The organism is Nocardia sputi (assembly GCF_023501985.1).
Map to the genome: position 1 here is coordinate 1 of NZ_JAMFLC010000032.1, position 14736 is coordinate 14736.

Annotated in this window: 11 protein-coding genes; all 11 read left to right on the top strand. The window is 69.9% G+C overall.

Annotation, left to right across the window (positions count from 1 at the left end):
• Positions 1-213 precede the first annotated feature (213 nt).
• The 11 genes from M8859_RS32525 (at position 214) to M8859_RS32575 (ending at position 14617) form a co-directional block, all read left to right on the top strand.
• Entirely contained in the window at positions 214-1530 is a 1317-nt protein-coding gene (locus M8859_RS32525) for a dihydroorotase (RefSeq protein ID WP_159919267.1), read from the top strand.
• A gap of 33 nt (positions 1531-1563) precedes the next feature.
• Positions 1564-2085: a PH-like domain-containing protein gene (locus tag M8859_RS32530; protein ID WP_159919265.1), complete on the top strand. Its 522-nt coding sequence runs from the start codon at positions 1564-1566 to the stop codon at positions 2083-2085.
• 152 nt (positions 2086-2237) lie between these two features.
• A complete protein-coding gene (gene carA, locus M8859_RS32535) occupies positions 2238-3329 on the top strand; it encodes a glutamine-hydrolyzing carbamoyl-phosphate synthase small subunit (protein WP_236565227.1) in 1092 nt (363 codons plus the stop codon).
• Positions 3329-6637 (top strand): carbamoyl-phosphate synthase large subunit, encoded by a 3309-nt coding sequence (gene carB, locus M8859_RS32540; protein WP_195071736.1) that lies wholly within the window; start codon positions 3329-3331, stop codon positions 6635-6637. Before carA ends, carB begins: the two co-directional genes overlap by 1 nt.
• A gap of 25 nt (positions 6638-6662) precedes the next feature.
• A complete protein-coding gene (pyrF, locus tag M8859_RS32545) occupies positions 6663-7487 on the top strand; it encodes an orotidine-5'-phosphate decarboxylase (RefSeq protein WP_195071757.1) in 825 nt (274 codons plus the stop codon).
• A gap of 570 nt (positions 7488-8057) precedes the next feature.
• The gene (gene mihF, locus M8859_RS32550; RefSeq protein ID WP_028476708.1) at positions 8058-8378 is read left to right on the top strand and encodes an integration host factor, actinobacterial type; all 321 of its coding nucleotides are present in this window, start codon (positions 8058-8060) and stop codon (positions 8376-8378) included.
• 8 nt (positions 8379-8386) lie between these two features.
• Entirely contained in the window at positions 8387-8971 is a 585-nt protein-coding gene (gene gmk, locus M8859_RS32555) for a guanylate kinase (RefSeq protein ID WP_159919250.1), read from the top strand.
• Positions 8972-9111: 140 nt separating this feature from the next.
• Positions 9112-9423 (top strand): DNA-directed RNA polymerase subunit omega, encoded by a 312-nt coding sequence (gene rpoZ / locus M8859_RS32560; RefSeq protein ID WP_159920201.1) that lies wholly within the window; start codon positions 9112-9114, stop codon positions 9421-9423.
• Between the two features lie 42 nt (positions 9424-9465).
• Positions 9466-10689, top strand: a complete 1224-nt coding sequence (coaBC, locus tag M8859_RS32565) for a bifunctional phosphopantothenoylcysteine decarboxylase/phosphopantothenate--cysteine ligase CoaBC (protein ID WP_159919248.1) — start codon at positions 9466-9468, stop codon at positions 10687-10689.
• A gap of 231 nt (positions 10690-10920) precedes the next feature.
• The gene (metK, locus tag M8859_RS32570; RefSeq protein WP_249645389.1) at positions 10921-12132 is read left to right on the top strand and encodes a methionine adenosyltransferase; all 1212 of its coding nucleotides are present in this window, start codon (positions 10921-10923) and stop codon (positions 12130-12132) included.
• A gap of 88 nt (positions 12133-12220) precedes the next feature.
• Complete coding sequence (locus tag M8859_RS32575) at positions 12221-14617, top strand: primosomal protein N' (protein WP_249645423.1); 2397 nt, start codon at positions 12221-12223, stop codon at positions 14615-14617.
• Positions 14618-14736: the final 119 nt, after the last annotated feature.

Genomic DNA, 14736 nt, shown 5'->3' on the forward strand with positions numbered 1-14736 from the left:
GGGCCGGAGGAGGCAGCGGAGCGTGACCACGCAGGTCCCCGCTCGTGCCGGAGAGGGACCCGGCATGAGCGGTCAGGGCCGGAGGAGGCAGCGGAGCGTGACCACGCAGGTCCCCGCTCGTGCCGGAGAGGGACCCGGCATGAGCGGTCAGGGCCGGAGGAGGCAGCGGAGCGTGACCACGCAGGTCCCCGCTCGTGCCGGAAAGGACACAGCATGAGTGCGAACACGCCCGTTCTGATCAAGGGCGCGCTGCTGTACGGCGAAGGCGAGCCGGTCGACGTGCTCGTCGCCGACGGCGAGATCCGCCGGATCGGCGCCGATCTCGACGTGGTCGACGCCGAGATCATCGACGCGCAGGGGCAGATTCTGCTGCCCGGCTTCGTCGACCTGCACACCCATCTGCGTGAGCCGGGCCGGGAGGACACCGAGACCATCGAGTCCGGATCCGCCGCGGCCGCGCTCGGCGGCTACACCGCGGTGTTCGCGATGGCCAACACCAGCCCGGTCGCCGACTCGGTGGTCGTCACCGACCACGTATGGCGCCGCGGCCGGGAGGTCGGCCTGGTCGATGTGTACCCGGTCGGCGCGGTCACCGTCGGTCTGGAAGGCAAGCAACTCGCCGAGATGGGGACGATGGCGGCGGGCGTCGGCGCGGTGCGCATGTTCTCCGACGACGGTCACTGCGTCTACGACCCGCTGATCATGCGCCGCGCCCTGGAGTACGCCAACTCGCTCGGCGTCCTGATCGCCCAGCATGCCGAGGAGCCGCGACTGACCAAGGGCGCGATCGCGCACGAGGGGCCGACCGCTGCCCGGCTGGGCTTGGCCGGCTGGCCGCGCGCGGCGGAGGAGTCCATCGTGGCGCGTGACGCTCTGCTGGCGCGCGACGCGGGCGCCCGGGTGCACATCTGCCACGCTTCCACCGCGGGCACCGTGGAGCTGGTGAAATGGGCGAAGTCGCAGGGCATCGCCATCACCGCCGAGGTCACCCCGCACCACCTGCTGCTGGACGACTCCCGGCTGGAGACCTACGACGCGGTCAACAAGGTCAACCCGCCGCTGCGCGAGGCGTCCGATGCCGCGGCGCTGCGGCAAGCGCTGGCGGAGGGGATCATCGACTGCGTCGCCACCGACCACGCTCCGCACGCGGAGCAGGACAAGTGCTGCGAGTTCGCCGCGGCCCGGCCCGGCATGCTCGGCCTGGAGACAGCGCTGTCGATCATCGTGCGGACCATGGTCGAGCCCGGGCTGCTGGACTGGCGCGGCGTCGCCCGCGTCATGAGTGAGCGTCCGGCGGCGATCGTCGGCTTGGACGAGCACGGCAGGCCGCTCGAGGTCGGCGAGCCGGCGAATTTGACGCTGGTCGACCCGAAGGCGAGCTGGACGGTGCGCGGAACGGAACTGGCCAGCATCGCGAACAACACCCCGTTCGAGGCGATGACCTTCCCGGCGCGGGTGACGGCGACGTTGCTGCGCGGCCGGGTCACCGCCCGCGACGGCAAGGCGCTGGGCAACCGGGCGGAGGCGTAGATGAACGAGCGCGGTGTTCGAGGAGGTTCTTGAGTGGAGAGAACGCTGTGGGTCGTCGGGCTGCTGGTCCTGTTCGTGGCCTGCCTCTGGCTGATGTACCGGGGCTGGCGCAACCGCGCCGCGCGTCAGGCTGAGCGCATCGGCACGTTGCCTGCCGTGCCTGCCGAACTCGGCGCGCAGGTGCTGGAGCCGACCACCGGCCTCTACCTGGGCAGCACGATCGCGCCCAGCTGGCAGGACCGGATCACGGTCGGTGACCTGGGTTTCCGGGCCACCGCGGAACTCACGCGGTTCGAACGGGGGATTCTGCTCGAACGCGACGGCGCGACCGTGATCTGGATTCCACAGGAATCCATCACCGCGGTGCGCACCGAACGCGGACACGCGGGCAAAGTGATGACGGAAGATGGTGTGCTGGTCATTCGCTGGAAGCTGCCGACCGGAACCGAGATCGATACGGGTTTCCGCGGCGACGACAAGTCGGTCTACCCGGCTTGGCGCGGGCTTACCGCGGCGGATCAGAGCGGGACGATGACGGGAGATGACGAGGGATGACAGTCGACACGGGCGGGAGCAGGGCGGGGACGGACACGGGCGGGAGCAGGGCGGGGACGGACACGGGCGGGAGCAGGGCGGGGACGGACACGGGCGGGAGCAGGGCGGGGACGGACACGGGCGGGAGCAGGGCGGGGACGGACGCGGCACTCGTGCTGGAGGACGGCCGGGTTTTCCGCGGCCGCGCCTACGGCGCCGTGGGCCAGACGCTCGGTGAGGCGGTTTTCTGCACCGCGATGACCGGGTATCAGGAGACCCTCACCGACCCGTCCTACCACCGCCAGATCGTGGTCGCGGCCGCGCCGCAGATCGGCAACACCGGCTGGAACGACGAGGACGACGAGTCCGCGAAGATCTGGGTGGCCGGGTACGTGGTGCGCGATCCGGCGCGGCGCGCGTCGAACTGGCGCGCCACCACCACGCTGCCGGAGGAACTGGAGCGTCAGCGGGTCGTCGGCATCGCGGGCATCGACACCCGCGCGCTGGTGCGCCACCTGCGCTCCCGCGGTTCGATGAAGGCGGGCATCTTCTCCGGCGACGCCCTCGCGGCCACCGACGAGCTGGTGGCCAGGGTGAACGGCCAGCCGTCGATGCTGGGCGCCGACCTGGCGGGCGAGGTGAGCACCGACGCGCTGTACACGATCGAGCCGGACGGTGAGCACCGGTGCACCGTCGTCGCGGTCGACCTCGGGATCAAGACCAACACCCCGCGTATGTTCGCGCAGCGCGGCATGCGGGTGCACGTGGTGTCGTCCTCGACGACGCTGGATCGGATCCTCGAACTGAAACCCGACGGCGTCTTCCTGTCCAACGGCCCCGGTGACCCCGCCACCGCGACCGACGCGATCGAGCTGACCCGCGGCGTGCTGGGCGAAGGCCTGCCGCTGTTCGGTATCTGCTTCGGCAACCAGATCCTCGGCCGCGCGCTCGGCCGGGACACCTACAAGATGAAGTTCGGCCACCGCGGCATCAACATCCCGGTGGTGGAGCACGAGACCGGCCGGATCTCGATCACCGCGCAGAACCACGGGTTCGCGCTGGAAGGTGAGCGGGGCGAGCGGTTCGACACACCCTTCGGCACGGCCGAGGTGAGCCACGTCTGCGCCAACGACGGCACGGTGGAAGGCGTCCGGCTGGTCGACGGCCGCGCCTTCTCGGTGCAGTACCACCCGGAGGCCGCCGCAGGCCCCCACGACGCCGCATATCTGTTCGACCGTTTCGCCGGTCTCATGGAAGGAGCCTGATGCCTCGCCGCGAGGATCTCGAGCACATCCTGGTGATCGGTTCTGGCCCGATCGTCATCGGCCAGGCGTGCGAATTCGACTACTCCGGCACGCAGGCGTGCCGGGTGCTGCGGGCCGAGGGCCTGCGGGTGTCGCTGGTCAACTCGAACCCGGCGACGATCATGACCGACCCGGAGTTCGCCGACGCCACCTACGTCGAGCCGATCACGCCGGAGTTCGTGGAGAAGGTCATCGACAAGGAGCGCCCCGACGCGATCCTGGCCACTCTCGGTGGCCAGACCGCGCTGAACACCGCGGTCGCGCTGCACGAGCGCGGAGTGCTGGACAAGTACGGCGTGGAGCTGATCGGCGCCGACTTCGACGCCATCCAGCGCGGTGAGGACCGGCAGAAGTTCAAGGACATCGTGGCCAAGGTGGGCGGGGAGAGCGCCCGCTCGCGGGTCTGTTTCACCATGGACGAGGTCCGCGAGACGGTCGGCGAGCTCGGCTTCCCCGTGGTGGTGCGCCCGTCGTTCACCATGGGCGGCCTCGGTTCCGGCATGGCGTACAACGACGAGGACCTCGATCGCATCGCCGGCGGTGGTCTGGCCGCCTCGCCCACCGCGAACGTCCTCATCGAGGAGTCCATCCTCGGCTGGAAGGAATACGAGCTCGAGTTGATGCGCGACGGCCGGGACAACGTCGTGGTGGTCTGTTCGATCGAGAACGTCGACCCGATGGGCGTGCACACCGGCGACTCGATGACCGTCGCGCCTGCGATGACGCTCACCGACCGCGAGTACCAGAAGCTGCGCGATCTGGGCATCGCCATCCTGCGCGAGGTCGGCGTCGACACCGGCGGCTGCAACATCCAGTTCGCGGTGAACCCGCTCGACGGGCGCCTGATCGTCATCGAGATGAACCCGCGCGTCTCGCGCTCGTCCGCGCTGGCCTCCAAGGCGACCGGCTTCCCGATCGCGAAGATCGCCGCCAAGCTGGCCATCGGCTACACGCTCGACGAGATCGTCAACGACATCACCAAGGAAACCCCGGCCTGCTTCGAGCCGACCCTGGACTACGTGGTGGTCAAGGCGCCGCGGTTCGCGTTCGAGAAGTTCCCCGGCGCCGACGGCACGCTGACCACCACCATGAAGTCGGTGGGCGAGGCGATGTCGCTGGGCCGCAACTTCGCCGAGGCGCTGGGCAAGGTGCTGCGTTCGCTGGAGACCAAGGCCGCGGGTTTCTGGACCCAGGAAGACGGCGCGTGGACCGACGCCGAAGCGATCCTGGAGGACCTGCGCACTCCCACCGAAGGGCGCATCTACCAGGTCGAGCGGGCGCTGCGGCTGGGCGCGAGCATCGAGGACGTCGCCGCCGCCTCCGGCATCGACCCGTGGTTCGTCGCGGAGGTGGCCGGACTGGTCGAGCTGCGTCAGGAGATCCTCGACGCGCCCGTGCTGGACGAGCCGTTGCTGCGCCGGGCCAAGCACTACGGCCTGTCCGACCGTCAGCTGGCCGCGCTGCGGCCCGAGCTGGCGGGGGAGACCGGAGTGCGCGCACTGCGGCACCGGCTCGGTATCCGCCCGGTCTTCAAGACCGTCGACACCTGCGCCGCCGAGTTCGAGGCCAAGACCCCGTACCACTACTCGGCCTACGAACTCGATCCCGCCGCCGAGTCAGAGGTGGCGCCGCAGCGCGAGCGCGCGAAGGTGATCATCCTCGGCTCCGGGCCCAACCGGATCGGCCAGGGTATCGAGTTCGACTACTCGTGCGTGCACGCGGCGCAGACGCTGTCGCAGGCCGGGTTCGAGACGGTGATGGTCAACTGCAACCCCGAGACCGTCTCCACCGACTACGACACCGCTGACCGGCTCTACTTCGAGCCGCTGACCTTCGAGGACGTCCTCGAGGTCTACCACGCCGAATGCGAATCCGGCACCGTCGCGGGCGTCATCGTGCAGCTGGGCGGGCAGACCCCGCTCGGCCTCGCGCAGCGCCTCACCGAGGCGGGGGTGCCGGTGGTCGGTACCAGCGCGGCCGCCATCGACCTGGCCGAGGATCGCGGCGAGTTCGGCGACGTGCTGGTCGCGGCGGGGCTGCCCGCGCCGAAGTACGGCACCGCGACCACGTTCGCGCAGGCGCGCAAGATCGCCACCGAGATCGGCTACCCGGTGCTGGTGCGCCCGTCCTACGTGCTCGGCGGTCGCGGCATGGAGATCGTGTACGACGAGCAGTCCCTCGAGGGCTACATCTCCCGCGCGACCGAGCTCAGCCCGGAGCACCCGGTGCTGGTCGACCGGTTCCTGGAGGACGCGATCGAGATCGATGTCGACGCGCTGTGCGACGGCGAGGAGGTCTACCTCGGCGGCGTGATGGAGCACATCGAGGAAGCGGGCATCCACTCCGGCGACTCGGCCTGCGCGCTGCCTCCGATCACGCTGGGCCGCAGCGACATCGAGGCGGTGCGCCGCTCCACCGTCGCGCTGGCCAAGGGCATCGGCGTCCGTGGCCTGCTCAACGTGCAGTACGCGCTCAAGGACGACGTGCTCTACGTGCTGGAGGCCAATCCACGGGCGAGCCGGACGGTCCCGTTCGTGTCCAAGGCCACCGCGGTGCCGCTGGCGAAGGCCGCCGCGCGGATCATGCTCGGCGCCACCATCGCCGAACTCCGCAAGGAGGGGATGCTCCCGGGCGAGGGCGACGGCGGGCACGTCGCGCTGGACGCTCCGGTGGCGGTGAAGGAAGCCGTGCTGCCGTTCCACCGGTTCCGCCGCGCCGACGGCAGCGGCGTGGATTCGCTGCTGTCGCCGGAGATGAAGTCCACCGGCGAGGTGATGGGCATCGACGCCGATTTCGGCACCGCCTTCGCCAAGAGCCAGACCGCCGCCTACGGCTCGCTGCCCACCGAGGGCACCGTGTTCGTCTCGATCGCCAACCGGGACAAGCGCGCGATGGTCTTCCCGGTCAAGCGCCTGTACGACCTGGGCTTCCGCATCCTCGCCACCGAGGGCACGGCGGAGATGCTGCGCCGCAACGGGATTCCGTGCGAACAGGTGCGCAAGCACTCCGAGGTGCGCCCGGACGACGAGCCCACCATCGTGGAGCAGATCCGCGACGGCGAGGTGGACATGGTGTTCAACACGCCCTACGGCAACTCCGGTCCCCGCGTGGACGGCTACGAGATCCGCAGCGCGGCGGTCGGGGTGAACATCCCGTGCATCACCACCGTGCAGGGCGCCGCTGCGGCGGTGCAGGGCATCGAGGCCAGCATCAACGGCGGAATCGGTGTGCGGTCCCTGCAGGAACTGCACTCGGTGCTGCGTGGGTGAGCCGCGGCAGGACGGAACGGGCGAGATGAAGACCTTCGGCCGACGGTTGCGGCACGCGATGGGGCAGTTCGGGCCCGTGTGCGTCGGCATCGACCCCCATCCGGAACTGCTGCGGTCCTGGGACCTCACCGAGGATGCCGAGGGGCTCGAGCGGTTCGCCGAGATCTGCGTGGAGGCTTTCGACGGCCTGGTCGCGCTGGTCAAACCGCAGGTCGCGTTCTTCGAGGCCTACGGCTCCGGCGGTATCGCGGTCCTGGAGCGGACCATCGATGTGCTGCGCGCTTCGGGAACTCTGGTGCTCGCCGACGCCAAGCGCGGCGACGTCGGGTCCACCATGGACGCCTACGCCCGGACGTGGCTGGCCGACGGTCCACTCGGGTCGGACGCGGTGACGGTCTCGCCGTACCTCGGATTCGGTTCGCTGGCTCCGGCGCTGACGTTGGCCGAGGCCAACCACCGCGGCGTCTTCGTGCTCGCCGCGACGTCGAATCCGGAAGGGGCGCAGGTACAGCGGGCGGTCGGCACGGACGGCCGCGCGATCGCGCAGACGATGGTGGACGAGGCCGCGGCCCGCAATCCGGGCGGTGAGTTCGGTTCGGTGGGCGTGGTGGTGGGCGCCACGCTGAGCGAGGCGCCGGACCTCTCCGCGCTCAACGGGCCGATTCTCATGCCCGGGGTGGGCGCCCAGGGCGGTGGCCCGGAAACCATCCGCGACCTGGTACCCGAGGCGGTGCTCGGGGCCGTCCTCCCGAACGTCTCGCGCGAGGTGCTGCGGGAGGGCCCCACCGTCCCGGCACTGCGTGCCAGAGTGCACGAACTTCAGGACGCGTTCGCGTTCCTGCAGAAATGACCCGGAAGGCCGGCGCACCCCGCGCCGGCCTTCCGTCATTTCGGCCATCTGCGCGTGCAAGTGCACGCACACAGGTGCCGTTTACCGGGGCCTGGGCGCGTCACTGGGTCGATTTCGGGTCCTGAGCGGTGCGCGGGGTGGCGCATCGCACCTGGACGCCGTACAGGGCTCACAAATCGACACCGAATGCCGCGCGGGAGTGCCCGGCATACCTCGCTGTGACGCCCGACACGCGGAAAGAACTCGCGACACGCGGGAAATTTCCAGAAAGTTCCTGGTAGGGCGGGTGAGGGGTTGCTGGAACGATGCGCTGCGGTCCAGCAACCCTTTCGCAAACCACTCGGTCTGTCGAAAAAGCCCTGCTGGCGGCGTATTTCGCGACGTCCGCCGGGTGATCGGAGCGGTGGCGCGGACCGGCCGCTCGACGCACCACCCCGGTGCCTGCGATATCCGGAATCATGCGCTGACCTGGGGGGTGGGTTCGCAATCGGCGGACGTCGTGGGTACGGTCGCTGAGACTGCCGGGTTACCGGCAGGAGTTGATGCAATGAACGATGAGACGGAGGAACCGTGGCCCTTCCCCAGCTGACTGACGAGCAGCGCGCCGCTGCTTTGGAGAAGGCGGCTGCCGCTCGCCGCGCTCGGGCGGAGCTCAAGGAGCGCTTGAAGCGTGGCGGCACCAACCTGAAGCAGGTCCTCACCGACGCCGAGACCGACGAGATCCTCGGCAAGATGAAGGTGTCGGCGCTGCTGGAGGCCCTGCCGAAGGTGGGCAAGGTCAAGGCGGCGGAAATCATGAGCGAGCTGGAGATCGCCCCCACCCGGCGGCTGCGCGGACTCGGCGACCGGCAGCGCAAGGCGCTGCTGGCCCGGTTCGACTTCGACGCCTGACGACGAGGGTGATCGAACACACGCGGAAGGGTCGACTGGTAGTACTGGTCGGCCCCTCGGCCGTGGGCAAGTCCACCGTGGTCCGCTGTGTCCGCGAACGACTGCCCGACCTGGTCTTCAGCGTGTCGGCAACGACCCGGGCCCCGCGGCCCGGGGAGGTCGACGGCCTCGACTACCGCTTCGTCTCCCGCGCGGAGTTCGACGCGATGATCGAGGCGGGTGAGCTGCTCGAGTGGGCGGACATCCACGGTGGATTGCAGCGTTCGGGCACCCCCGCCGGGCCGGTGCGCGCCGCCTTGGCGGAAGGCCTTCCGGTGTTGGTCGAAGTGGATCTCGAGGGCGCGCGATCGGTGCGCCGGGCGATCCCGGAGGCGATCCTGGTGTTCCTGGCCCCGCCGAGCTGGGAGGAATTGGTGGCGCGGCTGACCTCACGCGGCACCGAATCCCCCGAGGTGATCGAGCGCCGCTTGGAAACAGCCAGGACGGAACTGGCGGCATGTGACGAGTTCGACATCGTTATCGTGAACGACGAGGTGACCAGCGCCTGTGAGCAGTTGGTATCGTTGTTCGTTAGCACAAATTCGAGTTCGTGACCCCCACCTGCGCATGAGCGATCCGGCCCGAGGAGGAGCCTGCCTGACCTCGTAGGGCCCGTCGCGCATGCGCCATCCACTACGGCATGAGCGAGCAAGCCCGGAGGCGGCAGCGCGCCGCACCGCGACGGGCTTCGTTCATGCGACACCCGACACCAGGAGTTCCCCTAGTGAGCAGTACGGACATCAAGGCCGCGCCCGCCTACGACACCCCGGTCGGCCTCACCAACCCGCCGATCGATGAGCTGCTCGAGCGCACGTCGTCCAAGTACGCCCTGGTGATCTACGCGGCCAAGCGGGCCCGTCAGATCAACGACTACTACAACCAGCTCGGCGACGGCATCCTCGAGTACGTCGGCCCGCTGGTCGAGCCGGGCCTGCAGGAGAAGCCGCTGTCGGTCGCCCTGCGCGAGATCCACTCCGACCTGCTCGAACACTCCGAAGGCGAGTGAGGCGACCGAGTTCGCTGTGACCACGACTAGGCCGGAGGCGTAGTGACCACAAGGATCGTCGTCGGCGTAGCCGGAGGAATCGCCGCCTACAAGGCGTGCTCTCTGGTCCGGCGGTTCACCGAGACCGGACACGACGTCCGGGTGATCCCCACCACGTCGGCGCTGGAGTTCGTCGGCAAGGCGACCTTCGAAGCACTGTCCGGGAACCCGGTGCACACCGGCGTGTTCTCCGACGTGCCCGAGGTTCCGCACGTTCGACTGGGCCAGGAGGCGGACCTGGTGGTCATCGCCCCGGCGACTGCCGACCTCATGGCGCGCGCCGCGTCCGGCCGCGCCGACGACCTGCTCACCGCCACGTTGCTGACGGCCCGATGTCCGATCCTGTTCGCGCCCGCGATGCACACCGAGATGTGGGAGCATCCGGCGACCGTCGCCAACGTCGCGACGCTGCGCGCCCGCGGTGCGATCGTGATGGAGCCCGCGGCGGGCCGGCTCACCGGCGCCGACACCGGCCCGGGACGACTGCCCGAGCCCGAGGAGATCTTCGGCCTCGCGTCGCTGCTCATGGAGCGCGCCGACGCGATTCCGCGCGATCTGGAGGGCCGCCGGGTCGTCATCACGGCGGGCGGCACCAGGGAACCGCTGGATCCGGTGCGTTTCCTCGGTAACCGCAGCTCCGGCAAGCAGGGCTACGCGCTCGCGCGGGTCGCGGCCCAGCGCGGCGCCCACGTCACGCTGATCGCGGGCAACACGATCGAGATGGCGGCGCCCGCCGCCGTCGATCTGGTGCACATCACCACGGCCGAACAGCTGAAAACCGCCGTCGACAAGCATGCCGTCGGCGCCGACGCGGTGATCATGGCCGCGGCGGTCGCCGATTTCCGGCCGACCAACGTCGCCGCCGCCAAGATCAAGAAGGGCGCGGGCGAGCCCGACGTCATCGCGCTGACCAAGACCGACGACATCCTCGCCGGACTGGTGCAGGCGCGACGCGACGGGCAGTTGCCCGGCACCGCGATCGTCGGCTTCGCCGCCGAGACCGGTGACGAGCACGGCGACGTCCTCACCCATGCGCGGGCGAAGCTCGCACGCAAGGGCTGCGACCTGCTCGTGGTCAACGCGGTGGGAGAGGGCAAGGCGTTCGAGGTCGACACCAACGACGGCTGGCTGCTCGGCGCGGACGGCACCGAGCAGGCACTCGATCACGGCTCGAAGGCGCTGTTGGCCAGCCGCGTGCTCGACGCGCTGAGTGTGTTGCTGCGCTGAGCCGACGGGTGCCTGCCAGGATTGCTGTCTGATCGGTCGTTCGTTCGCGACGCCGTCATCATTTCGGCACCGACGAGACACCGTGCGTTCGGCTGTCTGGGATGGCTGGGTAGTTGGCGCCCGTTCTGTCGGTGATTTGGAATAGTCTGAGATCTAAGGGTTGCGCGGTCGCGACATCGCGTTACTGTCGCAAGCCGATACGAGTAACCCGTTGAGGGAGAGGGAAGAACTGTGCGCACGTCCGGGAGCCGGCTTTTCACCAGTGAGTCCGTGACCGAAGGTCATCCGGACAAAATCTGTGATGCCATCAGCGATTCCATTCTCGATGCGTTGCTCGCGGAAGATCCGCGCAGCCGGGTCGCGGTGGAAACCCTCGTGACGACCGGCCAGGTCCATGTCGCGGGTGAGGTCACCACGTCGGCGTACGCCGATATTCCGCGCATTGTCCGGGAAAAGGTCCTGGAAATCGGATATGACTCTTCGGCAAAGGGATTCGACGGGAATTCCTGCGGTGTGAATATCGCGATCGGCGCGCAATCGCCGGATATCGCGCAGGGTGTGGACACCTCGCACGAGGCGCGCGTCGGGGGCTCCGACGACGAGATCGAGCGGCAGGGCGCAGGCGACCAAGGCCTGATGTTCGGGTACGCCACCAAGGACACCCCGGAGCTGATGCCGCTGCCGATCGCGCTGGCGCACCGGCTGTCGCGCCGCTTGACCGAGGTGCGCAAGTCCGGCGTGCTGCCCTACCTGCGTCCGGACGGCAAGACCCAGGTCACCATCGGGTACGACGGCGACCGCCCGGTTCGCCTCGACACGGTGGTCATCTCCACCCAGCACGCCGCCGACATCGATCTGGACAACCTGCTCGCGCCCGACATCCGCGAGAAGGTTCTCGACGCGGTGCTCGCCGACCTCGACGTGCCGTCGCTGGACACCTCGAACATCCGTCTGCTGGTCAACCCCACCGGCAAGTTCGTGCTCGGTGGCCCGATGGGCGACGCGGGCCTGACCGGCCGCAAGATCATCGTCGACACCTACGGCGGCATGGCACGCCACGGCGGCGGCGCCTTCTCCGGCAAGGACCCGTCGAAGGTGGACCGTTCGGCCGCCTACGCCATGCGCTGGGTCGCGAAGAACGTGGTCGCGGCGGATCTGGCCGAGCGCGTCGAGGTCCAGGTGGCCTACGCGATCGGCAAGGCGGCCCCCGTCGGCTTGTTCGTCGAGACCTTCGGCACCGAGAAGGTCGACCCGGCCCGCATCGCCACCGCGATCACCGAGGTCTTCGATCTGCGCCCCGGCGCGATCATCCGCGACCTGGACCTGCTGCGCCCGATTTACGCGCCGACCGCCGCGTACGGCCACTTCGGCCGCACCGACGTCGATCTGCCGTGGGAGCACACCGACCGCGCGGACAAGCTGCGCGCGGCCATCGGACTCTGACCCCGATCGGGTCGGAGTGAACGAACCCGCGGCGGATACCTCCGCTACCGAAGCGGACCGTACAGCCGCGGGTCCCGCACCTGTCGCGCTGCCGATCGCCCGGGTCCTCCCGCTGCTGTCGCCCGCGCATCTCGACCGCGACTTCGACTACCTGGTGTTCCCCGAGCTGGACGAAATCGCCCAGCCCGGGGTCCGGGTGCGTGTCCGTTTCGCGGGCCGCCTCGTCGACGGTTACCTGCTCGCGCGACTGGCGCACAGTGACCACGGCGGCAAGCTGGTCAAGCTCGAACGCGTCGTCTCCGGCGAACGCGTGCTGACCCCGGAGATCCTCCAGTTGGCCGGTGCGGTGGCCGCCCGCTACGCGGGCACTCGCGCGGATGTCCTGCGCTTGGCCATCCCGCCGCGTCACGCGCGCACCGAAACCGGTGGCGGCAAGAAGTCCGCTGCGGCGCAACCTGTTTCCACCGAAGCCCCGGTTTCCGCTGCCGATCCTGCCCTGGTCCACGGCGTTGACGAGCATGCCGTTGAAACCGAAATCGACGGTGGCTCAACCTCTGCGCAGTCGCCTGCCGTGAATTCCAGCCCTGCCGAGCCGATTTCGCAGTCGATGTCCATGAGACCTTCTGTCGGGCAGTCCGACTCGGTAGTACACGGTGCGAAAGCGGTGCGCGCGGATATCGGACCGGCCAGGGCAGCCGGACCCGGTGGTTCGAGCCCGGCGAACGGGGAGAGCGCCGTGCGGTCGCCCGTTGAAGGGGCAGATGGTGGTGAGCCTGATGCGGACCCTCACTCCGCCGCCGCGACCACGCACCCGGCCGCCCCCGCCGACTCGCCCGTTCCACAGGACCTTCCGGCCGTAGCGGTAGATCTCGCTTCCTGGGAGCGTTACGTCCACGGCGCGGCGTTCGTCGGTGCGCTAGCGGAGGGAAAAGGCGCGCGGGCGGCTTGGCAGGCGCTGCCCGGGGAGGACTGGCCTCGCCGTCTGGCCGAGCTGGCCGCAGTGGTGGCCCGGCAAGGGCGCAGCGCGATCCTCATGGTGCCCGACCAGCGGGATCTCGACCGGGTGCTGGCGGAATGTGTTGCGCTGGTGGGAGACTCCGCGGTCGGTCTGGCGGCGGGCCTCGGTCCAGCGGCCCGGTATCGGCGTTGGCTCGCGGTGTTGCGAGGTTCGGCGCGGGTGGTGGTCGGCACGCGCAGCGCCGTGTTCGCACCGGCGGCGCGCCTCGGGCTGATCGCGCTGTGGGACGACGGCGACGACACCTACGCCGAACAGCGCGCACCGTATCCGCACGCGCGTGAGGTGGCGATGTTGCGGGCGCACGAGACCGGTGCGGCGTTCGTCGCGGCGGGTTTCGCGCGCACCGCGGAGATCCAAGCCGTGGTCGAATCCGGCTGGGCGCACGATCTGGTCGCCGACCGTGCCGTCCTGCGCAAGGTCACTCCCCGCATCAGCGCCCCCGGCGACAGCGACATCGCACTGGAGCGCGATCCGGTGGCGCGGGCCGTCCGGGTTCCCGGTGTCGCCTTCGCGGCCGCACGGGCGGCTCTGAAAGAGGGGGCGCCGGTACTGGTCCAGGTGCCGCGTCGCGGATACATTCCCGCGCTCGCCTGCGGGAAATGCCGCACGCCTGCCCGATGCAGGCACTGCAACGGACCGCTGGCGCTGCCGGAGGCCGGCGGACCGCGGGGATCGGCGGCCGAATCCGGCGCGGCAGCACACAGCCCCGCTTGCCGCTGGTGCGGGATCACCGAGGCCGCGTTCCGCTGCGGCACCTGCGGGTCGCGCGCGCTGCGCGCCGTGGTGATCGGCGCGACGCGTACGGCGGAGGAACTCGGCCGTGCTTTTCCCGGTGTGCCGATTCGTGGTTCCGGCGGCGGCGCGGTACTCGACACCGTGGAACCGGGCGCGCAGGTGGTCGTCGCGACGGTCGGCGCCGAACCCGTGGTCCACGGTGGATACGGTGTGGCCCTCTTGCTCGACGGCTGGGCCTTGCTCGGCCGTGCCGACCTGCGAGCTGCCGAGGACGCACTGCGCCGCTGGATGGCCGCCGCGGCGCTGGTCCGCGCGCACGGCCAGGTCATCGTGATGGCCGAGCCTTCGATTCCCACCGTGCAGGCGCTGGTCCGGTGGGATCCGGTGGGCGCCGCGCGCGCCGAGGTCGCCGCCCGCGCGGAGGTCGGCTTCCCGCCGGCGGTTCGTCTGGCCGCCATCGATGGCACCGCCGACACCATCGCCGAACTGCTCTCGGCAGCGGACCTCCCCGACACCGTCGATCGCCTCGGACCGGTACCGCTGCCGGACGGCGCCCGCAAACCGTTCTCCTCCGGCGATTCCCCCGCCGCCGTCGAACGCTTGCTGCTGCGGGTCGAGCGCCGCTACGGAGGAGCGCTCGCGCGTGCGCTGCGCGCCGCCCAGGCGGTGCGCAGCACACACCGCACCGATGCCCCTCTCCGCGTCCAGATCGACCCGGTCGACATCGGCTGACGAGCCCCGGTGCGGCGAGTGCGTGGTTCGAGTCCGAGAAGACCGGCGAAGTGGTCCCTATCCGAGCCGGAGACGATGACGTCACCGACCGTCCGACTTGTGGCGCGGTGTTCTTCGGG

What these genes read in the sequence shown, in the direction of transcription:
- M8859_RS32525 (WP_159919267.1), top strand. Translation starts at nt 214, where the DNA reads ATGAGTGCGAACACGCCCGTTCTGATCAAGGGCGCGCTGCTGTACGGC.
- carB (WP_195071736.1), top strand. Translation starts at nt 3,329, where the DNA reads ATGCCTCGCCGCGAGGATCTCGAGCACATCCTGGTGATCGGTTCTGGC.
- pyrF (WP_195071757.1), top strand. Translation starts at nt 6,663, where the DNA reads ATGAAGACCTTCGGCCGACGGTTGCGGCACGCGATGGGGCAGTTCGGG.
- rpoZ (WP_159920201.1), top strand. Translation starts at nt 9,112, where the DNA reads ATGCGACACCCGACACCAGGAGTTCCCCTAGTGAGCAGTACGGACATC.